Source organism: Acidimicrobiales bacterium (assembly GCA_040219515.1).
Classification (GTDB): Bacteria; Actinomycetota; Acidimicrobiia; order Acidimicrobiales; family Aldehydirespiratoraceae; genus JAJRXC01.
The window spans coordinates 347876-365456 of sequence record JAVJSI010000009.1 but is presented as its reverse complement, the minus strand read 5'-3'; the positions used below and the strand labels follow the sequence as shown (position 1 = coordinate 365456).

General features: G+C 66.3%; 13 protein-coding genes. 9 read left to right on the top strand and 4 right to left on the bottom strand.

The features are described 5' to 3' along the window. Window positions 1-139: 139 nt before the first annotated feature. Both RIB98_08475 and RIB98_08470 read right to left on the bottom strand, forming a co-directional pair. Window positions 140-1534 carry an aldehyde dehydrogenase family protein gene (locus RIB98_08475; protein ID MEQ8841002.1) on the bottom strand — a complete coding sequence of 465 codons (1395 nt, stop codon included), beginning with the start codon at window positions 1532-1534 and terminating at the stop codon, window positions 140-142. A gap of 7 nt (window positions 1535-1541) precedes the next feature. Then, window positions 1542-1883 carry a metalloregulator ArsR/SmtB family transcription factor gene (locus RIB98_08470; GenBank protein MEQ8841001.1) on the bottom strand — a complete coding sequence of 114 codons (342 nt, stop codon included), beginning with the start codon at window positions 1881-1883 and terminating at the stop codon, window positions 1542-1544. A gap of 90 nt (window positions 1884-1973) precedes the next feature. Here RIB98_08470 and RIB98_08465 point away from each other — a divergent pair, with 90 nt between their 5' ends. Next, complete coding sequence (locus tag RIB98_08465; GenBank protein ID MEQ8841000.1) at window positions 1974-2387, top strand: ArsI/CadI family heavy metal resistance metalloenzyme; 414 nt, start codon at window positions 1974-1976, stop codon at window positions 2385-2387. A 13-nt stretch (window positions 2388-2400) separates the two neighbouring features. On the opposite strand, the gene RIB98_08460 is transcribed toward RIB98_08465, so the two are convergent. After that, window positions 2401-3624, bottom strand: a complete 1224-nt coding sequence (locus tag RIB98_08460; protein ID MEQ8840999.1) for an acyl-CoA dehydrogenase family protein — start codon at window positions 3622-3624, stop codon at window positions 2401-2403. A gap of 62 nt (window positions 3625-3686) precedes the next feature. On the opposite strand from RIB98_08460, the gene RIB98_08455 reads away from it, so the two are divergent. After that, window positions 3687-4769, top strand: a complete 1083-nt coding sequence (locus tag RIB98_08455) for a Rieske 2Fe-2S domain-containing protein (protein MEQ8840998.1) — start codon at window positions 3687-3689, stop codon at window positions 4767-4769. Beyond that, on the top strand, window positions 4766-5548 hold the full coding sequence (locus tag RIB98_08450; GenBank protein MEQ8840997.1) for a methyltransferase domain-containing protein: 783 nt from the start codon (window positions 4766-4768) through the stop codon (window positions 5546-5548). Before RIB98_08455 ends, RIB98_08450 begins: the two co-directional genes overlap by 4 nt. A gap of 13 nt (window positions 5549-5561) precedes the next feature. Here the strand turns inward: RIB98_08450 and RIB98_08445 are convergent, their stop codons facing one another. Beyond that, a complete protein-coding gene (locus RIB98_08445; GenBank protein ID MEQ8840996.1) occupies window positions 5562-8534 on the bottom strand; it encodes an MMPL family transporter in 2973 nt (990 codons plus the stop codon). Window positions 8535-8632: 98 nt separating this feature from the next. Between RIB98_08445 and RIB98_08440 the strand changes: the two genes are divergently transcribed. From RIB98_08440 to RIB98_08415, 6 genes are all read left to right on the top strand, one after another. Next, entirely contained in the window at window positions 8633-9799 is a 1167-nt protein-coding gene (locus RIB98_08440; protein ID MEQ8840995.1) for an acetyl-CoA C-acetyltransferase, read from the top strand. Between the two features lie 2 nt (window positions 9800-9801). Next, a complete protein-coding gene (locus RIB98_08435) occupies window positions 9802-10743 on the top strand; it encodes an LLM class flavin-dependent oxidoreductase (protein ID MEQ8840994.1) in 942 nt (313 codons plus the stop codon). Window positions 10744-10821: 78 nt separating this feature from the next. After that, entirely contained in the window at window positions 10822-11343 is a 522-nt protein-coding gene (locus RIB98_08430) for a hypothetical protein (protein MEQ8840993.1), read from the top strand. A gap of 190 nt (window positions 11344-11533) precedes the next feature. Beyond that, on the top strand, window positions 11534-14119 hold the full coding sequence (locus RIB98_08425; GenBank protein MEQ8840992.1) for a hypothetical protein: 2586 nt from the start codon (window positions 11534-11536) through the stop codon (window positions 14117-14119). 113 nt (window positions 14120-14232) lie between these two features. Beyond that, window positions 14233-15282 carry a DUF2891 family protein gene (locus RIB98_08420; protein ID MEQ8840991.1) on the top strand — a complete coding sequence of 350 codons (1050 nt, stop codon included), beginning with the start codon at window positions 14233-14235 and terminating at the stop codon, window positions 15280-15282. A 131-nt stretch (window positions 15283-15413) separates the two neighbouring features. Beyond that, window positions 15414-17369 (top strand): hypothetical protein, encoded by a 1956-nt coding sequence (locus RIB98_08415; protein ID MEQ8840990.1) that lies wholly within the window; start codon window positions 15414-15416, stop codon window positions 17367-17369. Window positions 17370-17581 lie beyond the last annotated feature (212 nt).

The window sequence follows — 17581 nt, the reverse complement described above, 5'->3', positions numbered from 1 at the left end:
CCACCGGCGGCGAAACCAACCCGCACAACGGCGGACCCTTCTGCGGCAAACACAACCGCTGGAAACAGAAACACTTCACCACCCGCCGAGACCCCACCGGCCAATGGCACACCCACCGACCCGACGGAACAGAAATCACCTAACGCACGTCGATGATGGCCGTGCGCAGGTCGGTCATGTCCTGGATCGTGTACTTGCCGCCGATACGGCCCCAACCCGTCCGCGTGCCGCCGGCGCCGCCGAAGGGTGGATGCTGCTCCCAGAAGTTGGTCGACTCGTTGATCAAGACGGTGCCCGTGCGGAGCTCGTCGATGAAGCGATGGGCCCGCGAGAGCGAGGCGGTGAACACGGCAGCCTGGAGACCGAGGTCCGAGTCGTTGGCCAGGGCGATTGCGCCGGCATCGTCGTCGAACACGGTGATCGGAAGGATCGGCCCGAAGGTCTCTTCCCGGAATGCCCGCATCGCTGGCGTGACCCCGTCGATGATCGTGAGCGGCCAGAAGAGCGGTGAGCCGAGGTCGGGCCGTCGATTTCCGCCGAGGAGAATCCGACCTCCGGCGCCGACCGCATCCGCGACGTGGGCCTCCATGCGGTCGGCCACCACCGCGTTGTTCACCGGCCCGAATGTGGTGGCCTCGTCCAGCGGATGACCGAGCACCGGCGCGTCAGCGGCCGCCATGAGCGCGTCGAGGAACTCGTCGTGGATCGAGCGGTGCACGAGCAGCCGCTCGGTGGCGACACAGCACTGTCCGGCGACGAAGGTCGCGCCACACACGGCGGCCCCGGCGGCCCGCTCGAGGTCGGCGTCGTCGAGCACGATCTGAGGACCGTTGCCCGAGGCCTCGATGAGGGTGCGTTTCAGGCCGGCCGACCGCACGATGGCCTCGGCGGTGGTGTTGGAACCGACGAACCCGATGCCGTCGACGCCGTCGTGGGTGACGAGAGCTCGGCCGATGTCCCCATCGCCCTGCACGACCGAGATCGCACCCTCGGGGAACCCTGCCTCGATCACGGCGTCGACCAGCGCCGCTCCCGACAGGGGCGTGTGTTCGCTCGGCTTCAGCACCACGGTGTTGCCCCCGCCGAGGGCGGCGGCCACGAGCTCGGCCGGGATGTTCATCGGGAAGTTGAAGGGGGTGAGGAGGGCGTAGACACCCACGGGCTTGCGGTGGGTGAAGACACGTTTCGTCCGCTCGATGCTCGGCATGACATGCGTCTCGAGCCGCTTCGTCTCCTCGGCCGCGAGTCGGAAGATCTCCGCCACCTCGGTCACCTCGTCGCGGGTTTCGGTGGCGATGGGCTTGCCGGACTCCGCTGTCATCTGTGCGGCCAGTGGCTCGACCCTGGTCGCGAGGAGGTCGGCCACGGCGTGGAGGAGGTCGGCCCGTTCGAACTCGGTGAGACGCGCCATCTCGGGACCGGCAGTGCGAGCGGACGCCACCGCTCGATCGACATCGGCTGCGGACGAACCGGCGACCTCGGCGACGACCGAACCGTCGGCCGGGTTGTGCACCGCAAAGGTCGACGCCGGCATCGTTGCGTCAGTCCGACCCAGACGCGCAGACTGCGGCGCAGATGCTGTTGAGGTGGTCGTGGTTGAGGCTGAACCACGCCCACTTGCCGCGTTGCTCGCGCTCGAGGATGCCGGCTTGGGTGAGCTGCGTGAGGTGATGGCTCACCGTGGCCTGGGAGCGGCCGGTCGGCTCGGTCAGGTCGCAGGCGCAGGCCTCGCCGTTCTCGGTCGCGGCGATGAAGCTCAGCAGCCGTAGCCGCACGGGGTCGGCCAGCGCCTTGAGCAGACCGGCCAGCTCGTCGGCATCGGCCTCCGACAGGGGTGCCGCCTGCAGGGGAGTGCAGCACGGGGACGACAGCGTGATGTTCATGAGATTCATATTGACAGATATCGATACATCAGGCAAGGTTGCATCAGATGGTCATATCGACCATCATCGAAGTGAACCCAGGAGAGATTCATGCGACTGCAACTTGCCATCGACGTCAGCAACCTCGACGAGGCCATCGACTTCTACTCGAAGATGTTCGCCACCGAACCTGCCAAGGTGAAGCCCGGCTACGCCAACTTCGCCATCGACCAGCCCCCGCTCAAGCTGGTGCTCTTCGAGAACGCCGCCGGAGGAGGAACGATCAACCATCTCGGTGTCGAGGTCGAGACGGCCGACCAGGTGTCCGCGGCGGAGGCCCGTCTGAGCGGAGACGGTCTCGAGACCACCGGCATCGACGACACGGTCTGTTGCTATGCCGAGAAGACCGAAACGTGGGTCACCGGCCCCGACGACACCCGATGGGAGTGGTACGTCAAGACCGGCGAGGCCGACCAGCTCCAGAACGAGGTCGTCACGAGCGACGGTCGCCCCTGCTGCGGCTGAATGGGCGGCGCAGCTACTTGGGGATGTCGCGCCAGGCCTGGTTCTTGTCGTAGCCGGGCTCGCGCGGCAACCCGAGCGAACGCTCGCCGATGTTGTTCTTGAGCACCTGGTCGGTGCCGCCGCCGATGGAGATGCCGTAGCGGCCCATCAGCTCCATCTGGGCCCAGAACACCTCGGGAGCGTCGCCCGCGATCGAGGCAACGCCCAGGATCTGCATGGCGAGGTCGCCGGCCCGGCGCTTGTTGTCCGAGGCGAGCAACTTGAGCAGGCCCGGGTCCATCGGTGGCATCTCGCCCCGCCGGATCGCCTGTTGCACCTGTTCGCCCATCCAACCGGCGATGTGTTCTCGGGCGAGGTAGTCGGCCAGGCCCTGGCGGATGACCGGGTCGTCGGCACAGCCGCTGAGTTCGGCGAGATCGCGGAGCTTGGCCCCGGTGGGAATGCGGTTGCCGGCGATGAAGGCCGACTCGTTGGACAACACCGTGCGAGCCGGGCCCCAGCCCTCGTTGATCTCGCCGACGACGTTGGCGACGGGGATACGGACCTCGTTGAGGAACACCTCGTTGAAGTGGGCCGAGCGGTTGATCTGCACCAGCGGCCGCACCTCGATGCCCGGCGTCGACATGTCGACGAGCAGGAAGGTGATGCCCTTGTGTTTCGGGGCGTCGGGGTCGGTGCGCACCAGCAGGAAGCCCCAGTCGGTGTACTGGGCCGAGCTGTTCCACACCTTCTGCCCGTTCACGACGAACTCGTCGCCGTCACGCACGGCCTTGGCGCCGAGCGAAGCGAGGTCGGAACCGGCCCCCGGTTCGCTGAACAGCTGGCAGAACGTGAGCTCGGCCGAGAGCAGCTTGGGGATGTACTCCTTCTTCTGCTCCTCGGTGCCGTGGCGCAACAACGTGGGGCCGAGCATGGCGATCGTCGCGCCGGGGAAGCCGGTCCACTCGTCGTAGTCGCCCGCGATCTCACGCTCGATGCGGGTCATCCAGGACTCCCCACCACCCCCGCCGTACTCGGCCGGCCAGGCGATGCCGGAGTACCCGGCCTCGTACAGCTTGCCGATCCACGCCTTCGAGTTCTCGAAGTGGCGGGTGGCCTGCTCGGGATCGGAGTGGACGGTGGTCGCCCATGGATCGTCGGGGGTCTTCGGCGTGGCGTTCTCGTCGTACCAGGCCCGCACCTGGGCTCGGTAGGCCGCATGGTCGGCGGGCTCGTGGATCTCGTCGGTGGCGGTCATCGCAGGGAGTCTCCCGTTCCTGTCCGATCGACGCCAACCGGGCCGCCGCCTACTGTCACGGCGTGGAACCGTTCGACGGCGAGACGCCGCTGCAAGGCATCGCCCGCCAGGCCGCGGCCGGGCTGGCCGCCTTCCCCGAGTCGTCGATGACGTCGCTCGAGCGGTTTCCCTACTACACGGCCTTTCCGTTCGCCTGGTATCCGGTCACGCTCGGCGACCAGCTGGCCCGAGGTGAGGTGCGACCCGTTCGCCTCTTGGCTCGCGACCTGGTGTTGTGGCGCGACGACGACGGCGTCGCCCACGTGATGGATGCGTACTGCCCACACCTGGGGGCGAACATCGGCATCGGGGGACGGGTCGAGAACGGCAATCTCGTGTGTCCGTATCACTGGTGGGAGTGGGCGGCCGACGGCACCAACGCACGCATCCCCTACGCCGATCAGGTGAACAGGAAGGCCCGCCTGCGGGCGTATCCGACGCTCGAACGCAACGGGCTCGTGATGTTCTGGTTCCACCCTGATCCGACCCAGGCACCGTTGTGGGAGATCCCCGACCTCTCGGAATACCTCACCGACGAGTGGGTGCCGCTCGAGCCGGCCGAGTGGACGGTGCGGTGCCCGTGGCAGGAACTGGCCGAGAACGGACCCGACTACGTCCACCTGCGCACCGTGCACGGCGCCGCCAGTGTGCCGGAACTCGAGTCGCTCGAGTTCGACGGCTACTTCAACCGACTCCGCTCGACGGTCGACTTCGCAACGCCCCGTGGACCCACCAGTGGGCGGATCGACACCGACGGCTACGGCCCGGGTTTCTCGGTGGCCCGCTTCTCGGGCATCGTCGACACGGTCTTCTTCAACGTGACCGTGCCGATCGACTGGGAGACGACCTGGTCGATGAAGCTCTATCGGGTGCGGGGGCCGGCGAGCGTCGGCCAGGCGCTGGTGCGTGACCTGAAGAAGCAGATGGCCGAGGACAACGTGATCTTCGACAACAAGATCCAGCAGCCGGCGCCGGCGCTGGCGGCGACCGACGGACCGATCCTGAAGTTCAGGAAATGGGCCGCGCAGTTCTACGTCGACGGTGATGCCATTGCCCTCGAGAGAATTGCTTTCGAGAGACTTGCGAAGGGGAGACAAGGACCATGAGCCAGGAAAGCTACGGAACCGCCGACAGTGAGGTGGACATCGAGCGGGTTCGACTCGGCATGTTGGCGGCCGCGCGAGACCCGAAGACCTTCGTGGTACTCGACGGCATCGGCGTCACATCGGGCATGCATGTGCTCGAACTGGGGGCCGGTGCGGGAACGGTCAGCGCCTGGCTGGCGGAGAAGGTCGGGTCCGAGGGAAGGGTGATGTCGACCGACATCGACATCCAGTTCCACGCCGACATGCCCGACAACGTGATCGTCCGCGAGCACGACATCGCGACCGATCCCTTGCCTCGTGAACACTTCGACATCGTCCACGCTCGGGCCGTGTTGCAACACGTGCCGAGCCGCGAGGAGGTCATCCCGAAGCTGATCGAGGCGCTCAAGCCCGGGGGATGGCTCGTGCTCGAGGACGGCCAGTTCCTCGGCTTCGGTGAGCAGGGTCTGGCCGAGCCGTATCGCTCGATCCACCAGATCATCTCGGCCGGTGGTCAGGAGGAATGGCGTGACCCGAACTTCGGGCTCCAGATCCTCGATCGGATGCGGGCCCACGGTCTCGTCGATCTCGACATCGTCGGCGACCTGTGGGCGATGCGGCCCGGCGAGCCGAGCGGCGAATGGTGGTTCATGGCCCTGGAGCGCGCCATCCCGCACCTCGTCGCTGCCGGCATGGTGACCGAGGAAGATGGCGACGCCGCGATGGCCCAGGTGCGCGCACCCGGGTTCGTGATGTTGAGCCCGGCGTCGATCGCGACGATCGGCCGCAAGCCCGGTTGAACCGAGCCCTGAGTCAGCCGCCTCGGGCGATCTCGGTCGCGGCGTCGAGTGTCTCCTGATCGAGTCCGCAGTCGAGGCCCGCCTGGATCACGGGAACCATCGCCTCGTCGGGGAAGCCGGGTACCAGCTGGGTGACGAGTACATCGAGGTCGACCCGTTCGCCCAGGATCGCGCCGGTGCACACGGCCCGTTGCGGGTCGCCGCCGGCCTGGGTGATGTAGAGATACAGCGTGCTCGGTACGAGGCCGTCCGGCTGCTCGGTGCCGAACTGCGAGATGTCGATCTCCTCCGGCTCCTCGCCGGGCGGCAGCGTGGTGGTGGTCGTCGTGGTGGTCGTGGTGGTCGGCAGGGCGACGGCGGTGAACTCGGTGTCGTTGGCGTCGCCGTCCTCGGTGTCGGCGCCCAGGAAGAGCACGACGGCCAGGGCGGTGAGCGCGACCGCGCCGATTGCCAGGCCGGGCCGGGGTTTGTCGGCCAGGACCACTCCGTGGGCCGAGTCCTGCGAAGAAGTGACCGTGGTGCCGATCCATCCTCGGCTGTCGGCCCAGACCAGGAGCGGTGGCATCACCACGAGGGCCGAGAGCAGGGCCACGGCGACGTTCATCGTGACGATGAGGCCGAAGTCGGACAGCAGCGGCAGCGCCGAGAAGACCAGCACACCGAAACCGAAGATCGTCGTGAGGGCCGAGGTGAAGAATGCCCGGCCGGTGCGGGCCGATGCCCGGTCGGTCGCCTCCTGCGGGGAGAGTCCGCGCTGTCGTTCCTCGAGATAGCGGCCGAGGATCAACACACTGAACTCGGTGCACGACGCGATGACGAGCGGCCCGCTGACCGTCGTGAGCGGGCTCAACGTCAGTCCGGCGACCGCGACGATGACCGACGACGCGCCGACGGCCAGCAGCACCGGCACCATGGCGAGCAGGGCCCGGGTGACGCTGCGATGGCGCAGCAACAACCAGAGACCGGCCACCGCCAGCGCGAGATAGGTGAGCACGGCCCGGTTGGCCGAGAGGTTCTCGAGCAGGCCGACGCCGACGACGGCGAGGCCGGCGGGCACCGCGCGGATGGCGGGTTCGCCCTCTTCGAGGCCGGTGAGCAGGATCGAGTCGGCCGGGAGATCGAGTGCGGCGATGCGATTGGCGAGGTCGGCTTCGATCTCGGCCACGAGGATCGCATCGTCGTCGAGCGAGGCGGGGGCGAGGCGGAAGTTGACCTGCGCAGCCGTGCGATCCTCGGCCACGAGGGCGCGCTCGATGTCAGGCGACATGACACCGATCAGCAGTTCGAGGTCCTCACTGCGGGGCGCGACCGGCGTGGCGCCCTCGATGTTGATGATCTTCGACATGGTCGAGACCATGCTCGAACTGGTCGCGATCCGAGGCTCGTCGACGCTGTCCCAGGTGGAGACGAAGTCGAAGAGCGTGTCAACCACCGGTTGGGCGTTGATGTTGTTGGCGGCCACGAGGACGCCGAGGGTGCTCTCGAAGCCGGTCTCGTCCTTCAGGGTGTCGATGTCGCGGACGGTCTGGGTGTCCTGGTTCACCCAACGGATCGGGTCGCTCTGGATCTCGAACCGGTCCTCGAGTGCGATGCCGGCGACGAGCACGCCGACCGACGCGATGATCAGCGGCACGACGGCCTTCTGCGGCAGGCTGCCGAGCTTGACGATCATCCGCTCGATGCGGGTCGGTTCGGTGACCGACGTGGTGCGAGCCTTGTACTCGCGGATACCCAGCACCGCAGTGGGGACGACGATGCCGACGATGAGGATGACGACGATGCCGATGGCGAGCATCACGCCGAAGTCGCGGATCATCGGCACGAGCGAGACGCGTAGGACCAGGAAGGCGAGGGCGGCGGCCACCGTGGCTGCGGTGAGCGGCGGTCCGAGGTTGGCGAGAGTTTCTCGCATCGGATGTTCGCTGCGCGCCAGGACCACCTCCTCCTCCACGCGGTTCTGCACCTGGATGGCGAAGTCGACGCCGATGCCGATCAGGATCGGGAGGCCCGAGATGGTGACGAGGGAGAGGTCGATGCCGATGAAACCGAGGAGCGAGAAGGTCCAGGCCACCGCGATGACCACCGACAGCAGCGGCACGAGGCGCCACCGCACCGGGAACGCGATCAGCAGCACGAGGGCCATCAGGCCGAGGGCCGCGGCGCCGAGGGTGAGCATGCCGCCCTGGAGGTAGTCGTTGATGTCCTTCAGGAAGACAGGGGAGCCCGTGGTGACGATCGTCCAACCATCGAGCTCGGCCGAGTTCATGATCTCGAGCACCTGCTCGGTGGCCGACGACAAGGTGTCGAGATCGGCGTTGCCCTCGATGATCACGCCACCGACGGCCGTCTGCTGATCGGGGAACGTGCTCTTGAGCGACTCACGGAGGTTGCGCTCGGCGAGCGGCGGGGTGACCGTGATGTCAGTGCCTTCGAGTTCGAAGCCCGTGTTGTCGTAGAGGAGGAACTCGACCCACTCGCGGCTCGCGAGATCCGCGTCGCCCGCGGCGCTGAGCCGGAACAGCGTGGTCTGGAGATCGGCCTCGCGCAGTGCCTTCGAGTCGGGATCGGGGTCGTCCTCGACCGCGTGGCGCAATCCGGCGGTGCCCACGCCCTCGTCGATGATGCGGGAGCTGAACGTGACCGACGTGAGCGGCGTGATCACCGAGTCGATTTCGGGGATGGCCCGGAGCTCGCTCTCGACCCGCGCCAGCTCCTCGCGGTTCGCGTCGCTGAAGAGGTCGGGAATGAGGGCGTCGTCGTCGGCGGTGAAGAGGAGGATGACGGCCTCGCCGCCGAACTGTTCCTGGAACACCACGTTGTCGATTGCGGCCTGGCTGTCGGCATTCAGGTACGAGTCCTGACCGGTGGCGAACTCGATCTTGCTGGCGCCGATGGCGAGAACGCCGGTGATCAGCACGACGGCGGCGAGCACCGCCCACCAGAACTTGCCCAGAAGAAAGCCGAGTTGACGCCACATCCGTTCCATGGCGCTCAGACTTGCACGAATCTGTCCCCGCCGCGTCAGCCCGGGTCGTGGGTTCCGGATGAGGCTTGCCCGGCACATCGGTGGATACCGTTGGCGCCATGACCGACGCATCCCGATCAGACGCCTACATCGTCGACGCCGTGAGGACTCCCACCGGCAAGCGGGGCGGCGGCCTGTCGCATCTCCATCCCGCCGATCTCGGCGCGGCGGCCATCACCGCGCTGATCGCCCGCACCGGCATCGACCCCGAGGCGGTCGAGGACGTCGTGTTCGGCAATGTCGACTCGGTCGGCGGCCAAGCCGGCGACATCGCCCGCACCGCGTGGCTCGCCGCCGGTATGCCCGAGGCCGTGCCCGGCACGACCGTGGATCGCCAGTGCGGCTCCGGCCAGCAGGCGGTGAGTTTCGCGGCGATGGGCATCATGGCGGGTGTGCAGGACCTGGTCGTGGCGGGCGGTGTGCAGCAGATGTCACAGATCCCGATCTCGTCGGCGATGACACTGGCGGGCGAGCTCGGGTTCGAGGACCCGTTCTCCGGCTCGACCGGTTGGGTCGATCGCTACGGCACCCAGGAGGTCTCGCAGTTCCGTGGGGCCGAGATGATCGCCGAGAAGTGGGACATCAGCCGCGACGAGTGCGAGCGCTTCGCGTTCGAGAGCCATGAACGGGCCATCCGGGCGATCGACGAAGGTCGTCTGGATCGTGAGATCGAACCGATCGGCGACGTGACGATGGACGAGACCCCTCGCCGTGGCGGCTCGCTCGAGAAGATGCAGCAGCTCTCGCCGCTGGTCGAAGGGGGCCGCCTCACCGCGGCGTGCGCCAGCCAGATCTGCGATGCCTCGGCCGCGCTGCTGATCGCCTCCGAGCAGGCGCTGAAGGACCACGATCTCACGCCCCGGGCCCGCATCCATCACATGTCGGTACGGGGCGACGACCCGATCTACATGCTCACCGGGCCCATCCCCGCCACGGCGTACGCGCTCGAGAAGAGCGGGATGAAGATCGACGACTTCGACCTCTTCGAGTGCAACGAGGCGTTCGCGCCGGTGCCGCTCGCGTGGATGAAGGAGCACGACATCCCCCATGAGAAGGTCAACGTCAACGGCGGGGCCATCGCCCTCGGTCACCCACTCGGCGCCACCGGCGCCAAGCTGATGACCACGCTGCTGCACGAGCTCGAGCGCACCGGCGGCCGCTACGGCCTGCAGACCATGTGCGAGGGCGGCGGTCAGGCCAACGTCACCATCATCGAACGCCTCTGATGATGAACCCACCGCTCGCCAACGGCTCGGTTTCCCTTCGGCTCTACCCCCACGACGTCGATGCGGTCCAACAACTGGCGCTGATCCGCGGGCAGGCCGCCCGTGGCGCCGAGATCGGCTACGACGGCGTGATGGTCAGCGAACACCACGCCGACTTCCCCGGCTACCTGCCCAACCCGACCCAGCTGGCCGGGTTCCTGCTCGATGCCATGCCGAGCGGCTGGGCGGCGCCGTGTCCGCTCCTGCTGCCGATGAAGCCCTACGCCCTCGTCGCCGAGGATCTCGCCTGGCTCGCCGCCGCGTATCCCGGCCGTGTCGGGGCCGGGTTCGCCGCCGGCGCACTGCCGGTCGACTTCGAGCTGGCCGAGGTGCCCTTCGACGAGATCATCGAGCGCTTCAAGGACTCGCTCCCTCGCACGGTGGCTGCGTTGCGGGGCACCGACGACACGCCGCTGGCGGCGGACCGGGCCATCGCCCGCACCGCCACCGATCCGATGCCCATGGTGGTCGCGGCCCAGAGCCCGGGCGCGGTGAGGCGAGCGGCCCGTCTCGGCATCGGCATCCTCTACGACAGCCTCGCCCCCGCGCCGCTCACCGCGAAGCTCAACGACATCTACACCGAGGCCGGTGGCACGGGGGCCCGTATCGCCATTCGCCGAGTGTGGATCGGTGATCCGCCCAACGAGGAGATGGCGGCGCAGATGGCGCACTACCACTCCTACGCGCCGGATGCGGCCAAGAAGAACTGGGACGGCGACCAGCTGATCGCAGCCCCCACCGCCGGCGAGGCGGCCGAGCGGCTCGGCGATTTCCTCGAGGCCGCCCACTGCGACACGGTGAACGTGCGCATCCACGTCAACGGTCTCACCCCGGCGCAGGTCGACGAACAACTCGACCGTCACCGGGGCGAGTTCCTCGACACCCTGCGCGGGCGCCTGGCCTGATCCACGTCGCCGACACGCTGGCGACTCCTCAGGGATTGTCAACCTCAGCATCGTGACCGATCGGCCGACATGGGTCGTATGGCTCATGCGGTCGATCGAGATGATGCCGACCTCGAGGCGAGATTCGCCGCGAAGGTCGCCGAGATCAACGCGCGCGCTGCGGACGATGCCGGCCGCAAGGCGATGTGGCGAACCCATCACCATCCCGACCAGTACGAACGCTGCGTCGAGGTCGGTGGCCGTCATTTCTGTCGCCGCTGTCTCACCCTTTATCCCGTCACCGCGATTTTCACCGCGCTGACGCTGGCGGGGTGGTCGCTGTGGCCGGAATCGCTCGACCTCTGGTTCATCTGGTTGCCGTGCCTCCCGGCGACGGTCGACTTCGTGCTCGAACAACTCGAGTTCGTGCGCTACTCGGCTCGTCGTCAGTTCCTCACCACGCTGCTCCTCGCCCCCTCGCTGGGGCGGGGAATGGGCCACGAGTTGGAGGACTCCTTCTCGTGGGAACTCTGGGGACCGTTGCTGTGCTTTTGCACCATCTGGTTCGCAGCTGCGGTGCTCGGGTCGCTCGAGCCTGGTGGGGGTCGTCGGGGACGGTAGCCGGCTAGCTATCTTGCAGCATCGGCGTCGCTGCGTCGTCGGAGAAAGTCGCGACCAAGTCCGCGGATCGATGAACCGCGACGCTCGCCACCATGGTTGTGGTACCTCGCGTCGATACGTGACACTCTTCACCCGGCGGATCAACTCGCTCTCCGCCAGTCTTGGTCTAGATCGAGGGATGGTTGCGCACATGGTGATTGACGAACCGCCACAGGCCCCTCGCTGGCTAGGTCGTGCTCTGGCGTCGACGGCTCGGCTTTCGTTCGTGCTTTTTCTGATGGCCTCGTGTAGCGAGGGGGGGGATTCGGAACGGTTGCTGGTCCGGGATGAGACAGACGTCCATCTCGTAGAGATCGGTGGCGACGTCGGGCGGGAGAACCGGGTGCTGGTCGGGCTCGAGTCGATGGGGCTCGTGTCTAGCGCCGATGGAACGTGGCAGGGATTCACGCCATTGCAGGTTGACGGTGCTGTGTGGGCGAGCGGGCTGGTTGACGGCAACGACTATGAGCTAATCCGGATCGTTGAAGGCAGAGACCCCGTGGTTGTGCACGACGATTCGAACTCGTTCGAGGTCGAGGTGGTCAATGGGGAAAGGGCGCTAGTGAGGGAGTTCGCCTCCGATGGCACGGAGCGCTGCTACGTGGCAGATGCGGAGTCGAGCTTCAGGGTCATGACGGCCACGCGGTGTGGGCTCTCCGGCGATCTGGGATCAGTATTTGGGATCGACGCAAACGGGTCGGAGATCATGCTCGAGGTGGTCGATCTTGATGGGCAGGAGCGGTTCGAACCGATCGAGCTGCCAGGTGAGGTGATCTCCCGTGTGGTGGTCCTTCCTGGTCAGCTGCTTGTGGCGAGTGCAGATGTGGACGGGGGCGATGCCTCCGTTGTAGCCGTCGACCCGGACAGCGGGCGTCTGCTCGACGAGCGCGGAGCAAACGCACTCGTCGTACAGGTGGCAGGAACGACGCTGAACGAGCGGTCCGCAGTCGCTCATCTCGACAACGGTGACGGTCGGGTCGAAGTGGTCGCCTACGTCGACGGTGGGGTTCGCGAGATTGGCGATTTCGGCCCGGTGAGGGCGACGGTTGCGGGGGGGCGCGTGGTTGCGTGGACTCGTGTTGGGGGGACCGATCAACTCGTTGAGATTGACCCAGCGAGCGGCAACAGGGAGGTATTGGTCGAGGATTCGATCTCGGGGGTGTACATCGACGTGGAGTCGGGTGCGTTTCTCGTCCTGACCGACGATGACGGGGGTCGAATCGTGAGTGTCGGCGGTGTTGGCGGCGATGTCACGGAGGTTGACGAGTTCCGCGGTGATGTCGGTGGGTACTCGGTGAGTTTCGCTCGCTCGCTTGGCGCATTTCTCGTGAGCGCCTCAGGTGCGGGCGACGCACCGACCCTCGCCGCGTACGGCCCCAGCGGCGAGCTGGGCCTTCGCCTCGACGCCCGCGACTGGGTCGAGGCGTCCGCTCTGACCGCCGTGGGTGATCAACTCGTCGCGCGTCTACGCGAAGATGAGAACGATTCCCAGATACTGGCGCTGGTTGATCCCAGCACGGGTGATGTCGTTGAGCTCGATGACGCTGACACATTCACGTCCGTGAGGCGTGGTGATGGGGTATTGACCTACGGGGTCATCGATCGCGGTGATGCGGAGGTCCGTCGGGTCGGACTCGACAATCGCGAGGTGTCGACCTTGCTCGAAGGGGCGGAGTTCTTCCCACCACAGGGCACCGACATATCGCCGTTTGTTGAACCCACGAACCTCTTCGGCTTGGTCGAGCCCGTGATCGATGATGCCGAGGCGCTGTGCGGAAGCGAAGGTGTGACCCCGACGGAGTCGCCCGAGGCGGTCGTCGGCGAATCGGGCACGGTCGTGGTCTGTGTCGACGCGTCAGCCATCCGCGGTGACAGGTTGCTGCGGGTGGAGGGCGCTGGGGACGCGGCAATGCGGTTTCTCGACGATGGCCTTGCAATCGCGTGGATCGGCAATGGCACCGCATCGGGGCCCACGGTCGTGCCCGTGGCTGGTGGCGGCGACACCATCGTCTTAGTCATCGACGACGGCGATCCCGGCGACGCGGTAAGTATCGACGTTAGCGATGCCTCCGAGGCTCGACTCGATCTAGGACCGCCTTCCGACCCCACACTCATCGCGGCCGCCGGGGTTCCCGGCGTCGAGTCGAGGTATAGCGGCTCCGTCACGGGCGACTATTATGCCACGGTCGTCGGGATCGCCTACCGAGGGAACGAGATCGAGGTGGCTTTCCAGGCCACGGGCAACAGCGACCTGCGTCGTCCGGAGACAAGTTGTCTGATCGGTCCTGACGGGTCGGCGATCGAGCCAGAGGTGACGGACCTGTCCACTGATTCGCCTGGGTTCTTCGAGGGCTCGTTCCTGTTCCAGGTCGGCGGCGTAGGCAGCTACGACTTCGTCTACAGTTGTTCGTCGGACTACTCGTCGGCGAGGGTGTTCGCCATTGAACTCCAGGCCCTCGACTCGCTCGACGTTGGCGGCGGAACGGTGTACCTGACAGAGGCGCTCCAGGTACGAGACGTGTTCGGTGTGCGCTTTGTCGAGATCGGCTTCTCGGGACTGGTAGTGTCGACGTGCGTCGAGCACCCCGACGGTGGCTACCTCGCCCTTGTCGCTGTCGACACCGATGAGGCGGCGGCTCGCTCCACCTATGAGCTGACGTTCGCGGGATGGCAGGACGACATCGACTATCGATTGCTACTCGGCTGTGACCCCGATCTTGGTCTCTCCTATCGATGACGCGACTACGGCTTTGGTGCGCGCTGGGCGCTGCGGGTGCCCTGGTGTGCGCTTGCACGGGGGGCGGAGTTTCAGCGCCTTCGCCGACTGAATCACCGCCCCTACCTTCGCGGGTGACGTCGTTTCCGCAAGTTGCGTCTCCCTCCCTTCCGGTGGAGGAAGCCGACGGACACGAGCTTGCGCAAGATGCTCACGGGCCCTTCAGGACGATGCTGGAGGTCTATCGGGATCGCTTCGCCGCAGACCTGAGCCAGCCGATCACCGACTGCGTCGAACGCAAGGACACCCGATGGCCGGTATTCTCGGGCTGCGTCGACTGGCACTCGGCGGTTCACGCCCACTTCGCTCTGGCGTCGCTCGCAGCGTCCATGCACGATACGAGCCTGATCCGACCACTGGTCCTCGCCGCCACGCCCGATGCTGTGGCGGAGGAGATGTCGCTCGTGGAGTCCGGAGTTCTCGACCATGAGAATCCGTATGGTTTCGCATGGTTGCTCGTAGCTTCGCTGGCATGGACGGACACTGCGGATCGACGTTTCGCCGAGCTGGCTGACGCGGCGGCGGCTCAACTAGCGCTGCGTTACCGCGACGAACCCCTCGCACTCTCGCGCGATCTTTCGAACGACAACTATGACAACGCAGCATGGGCCATTCTGAATCTCCACCGCTACGCATCGTCGCGGAACGACGGGCCCCTTGCGACGGAGCTCGAGGGTTGGTTGGCGACGACAGCTCCGACTGCTCTGAGCGAGCTGGGATGTGGCACCGCTGAGTCGAAGCCGGGAACAGAGTTCTTCGAGCCATGCCTTCTTCTCGTTCATGCCCTCGGGACGATCGTCCCCTGTATCGCATCTGAGTGGGTGGCCACGACCGAGCCCGGGGCGTGGATCCGCCCGGATCTCGGCCCCGACACGATTGTCGGATCCCACCACGCCGGCCAGAACTTCTCGCGCGCGTGGGGCTATCGGACGTTGCATGTGCTGACGGGTGCGCCCGAGTTCGATGAGGCCTATGCCAGGTCGCTCTTGGCTCATTGGTCGCTGCCCGGCTACTGGCGCAGCGACTACTTACGCCATGCTCACTGGATCGCCCAGTTCGGCATCTACGCGTTGGCGCTTTCCGATCCCGACTCGATTGTCTATGAGGAGACGTCGTCATGCTGAGTCCGCCTTTGGCTCGCCGGATCGCGACGCTCGTTTGGGTGGCGTTGGTGGCGGGGTCCTGCGGCGAACCGGTCATAGACGAAGGGAACCCCGCGTCGTCAAGCAGCACGTCAGAGGCGCCGGGGACGTCCTTGAGCGACATCGATGTGACGGCCGAGGGATCATCGGCTCACGACCGCAAACGTGCGACCGTCGCGACGAGTTCGCTCGAGGGTCTGGTCCTCGAGGTACCCGATGCCGCGTTCGTTGCCGGAGTGGACGTTCGCACCTCGGCGCCGGAGCGGATCCCGTCCCCCAACGAAGGGTCCGAGACCGTGTCTGGTGCAGTTGAGATTGACGCCGACGGTCAGCAGCCGTCGGTACCGCTCACTGTGCGAGTGCCGGTGCGTTCCGACTGGGATCGGCCCGAAGCGATCTTCATGGGCCGTTGGGATCCAGCGAGCGGTGTCTGGGTCCCGGTTCCGACGACGTTTGACGATGTAGGAGGTGAGCTCGTTGCCATGCTCGACCATCTGAGTCTGTTCGGTCTCTTCCGCTGGATCGGCGACGGCGTCCGATGGTCAGCAGGACAGATCAAGCGGCTGTATGACGCAGCATTGGGATTGGTTGACGACTCAGTTGCGGCCTTGATGGAGGGCATCGATCTGTTGGTGACCAACGTCGCAGGCTGGCTCGGGGTCCGAGGCGCATCCCCGCCCGACTGTGGAGAGGGCGCCGCCGCGGCGGAGACCTATGAGCTGGTGTTCTCTGCCGAAGGTGATCAGCCGCCATTGTACGGGTGTCTGAGCGTCGAGGACGGATCGTCGATACTCACTGTCAAGATTGCGAACAACCGACCGTACGGCATGGTTGTCGATCGCCACCCTAGCGCCACCCTCACGTTGGAGACGTGGCCGGGTTTCGAAATCGATTCGGGCACGGGCGGGCTGGTAGCGTTCTACGAGCTGCTCGACAGCACCCTTGACCTGCGCCAGGCATACCTTCCGCCCGGGGCGACGGTCGCCTACCGGATTGACGCAAGTGTCCTAGGCGCCGAGGTCGGCAACACCCTCGTGATTGAGGCTACGTCGACTCCCGCCTTCACCGGTGTCGACCTCGCAGTCGACCTGGTGAAGGCCATCTGGCTCGACTCAGACGACATCGACAACACGGTGGACGCGATCAACTGCCTCGTCAGCGGCGGACAGTCGCTGGTTGAAGTGATCGATAGGTTCGATTCGGGCAGTATCCTCAGCTACCTCCAAGAGTTCGAGGACTGCGTTCGGGCGGCGTTGCAGATCGCTGTCGAGCCGGTATTCGAGGTGGCGAAGTCCATCCTGAGCACCATCCCTGCGCTGATCTCCAACCTGAAGGACACAGGTCGCGAGTTCGAGGTGAATAACGACCTCAGAATCAGAGTCCGCCCAGGCGGCGACATCGTGGAGCGGCCCCGCGGTCCGATTCTCTCGTACGGCGCGACGTTCCGCTCCACCTCGGCGATCTACGAAGTGACTCGGGAGAACGACTGGTATCTCGGCGCAGTCGAAGATGGCTCGGCGGGCGTAGAGCTGACCGATGTGGCGGTCGACGACAATGGGAACCTGTACGGAGTCGGCTTCAGTGCTCTCTATCGGCTCGATAGCTCCGGGGCGGCGACACTTGTCGGAAGCCACGACGTGGGGTCCACCAACGCATTGGCGTTCGCCCCTGACGGACGGTTGTTCTCCGCAACCACCAGCGGTGATCTCGTTCTACTCGATGTAGCGACCGGCACTGGCGCTGTTGTCGGGGAGTTCGGAGACGGTCTCACCTCGAGTGGCGATCTGATCATTCGGGATGGGGTGCTCTACGGGACGGTCCAGGGATCGGGTAGTGGTGACGCATTGGTTGAGATCGACCCGGCGTCCGGCCGGGCGACTGTCGTAGTCGCCGACCTACCACCAGCTGTGTACGGCCTGTTCGAGGACGGAGAAGCACTTCTCGGCATTACCAACCGGTCCGACAGGTGCGCTTCCGGCGAGCTCATCGTGATCGACTTGGCAACATCCGCGTGGAAGTTCGAGCGGTGTCTCGCCTTCGCCGCAGGTGGCGCAAGTAACGGCTCATGACCGTCGCCGCCCCGCTTCGACTTGGGCCAGCGTCTCGCAACGCAGGGTGCCGCCGTCGACCGGAGGATCACGGTCGAGCTATGCCGACCCCGGGCGGTGGAGAACGCGAGGAGCCGCCGTCGACTCGGGCCAGCGGAGCTCATCACGCGAGCTGACGAGGCCAGCAGAAGCATTGATGGCGCCGAGCGACGGTCGGGTCGGGTCGTCGGTGT

What these genes read in the sequence shown, in the direction of transcription:
- RIB98_08445 (MEQ8840996.1), bottom strand. Translation starts at nt 8,534, where the DNA reads ATGGAACGGATGTGGCGTCAACTCGGCTTTCTTCTGGGCAAGTTCTGG.
- RIB98_08440 (MEQ8840995.1), top strand. Translation starts at nt 8,633, where the DNA reads ATGACCGACGCATCCCGATCAGACGCCTACATCGTCGACGCCGTGAGG.
- RIB98_08475 (MEQ8841002.1), bottom strand. Translation starts at nt 1,534, where the DNA reads ATGCCGGCGTCGACCTTTGCGGTGCACAACCCGGCCGACGGTTCGGTC.
- RIB98_08435 (MEQ8840994.1), top strand. Translation starts at nt 9,802, where the DNA reads ATGAACCCACCGCTCGCCAACGGCTCGGTTTCCCTTCGGCTCTACCCC.
- RIB98_08465 (MEQ8841000.1), top strand. Translation starts at nt 1,974, where the DNA reads ATGCGACTGCAACTTGCCATCGACGTCAGCAACCTCGACGAGGCCATC.
- RIB98_08425 (MEQ8840992.1), top strand. Translation starts at nt 11,534, where the DNA reads ATGGTGATTGACGAACCGCCACAGGCCCCTCGCTGGCTAGGTCGTGCT.
- RIB98_08450 (MEQ8840997.1), top strand. Translation starts at nt 4,766, where the DNA reads ATGAGCCAGGAAAGCTACGGAACCGCCGACAGTGAGGTGGACATCGAG.
- RIB98_08460 (MEQ8840999.1), bottom strand. Translation starts at nt 3,624, where the DNA reads ATGACCGCCACCGACGAGATCCACGAGCCCGCCGACCATGCGGCCTAC.
- RIB98_08430 (MEQ8840993.1), top strand. Translation starts at nt 10,822, where the DNA reads ATGGCTCATGCGGTCGATCGAGATGATGCCGACCTCGAGGCGAGATTC.
- RIB98_08470 (MEQ8841001.1), bottom strand. Translation starts at nt 1,883, where the DNA reads ATGAACATCACGCTGTCGTCCCCGTGCTGCACTCCCCTGCAGGCGGCA.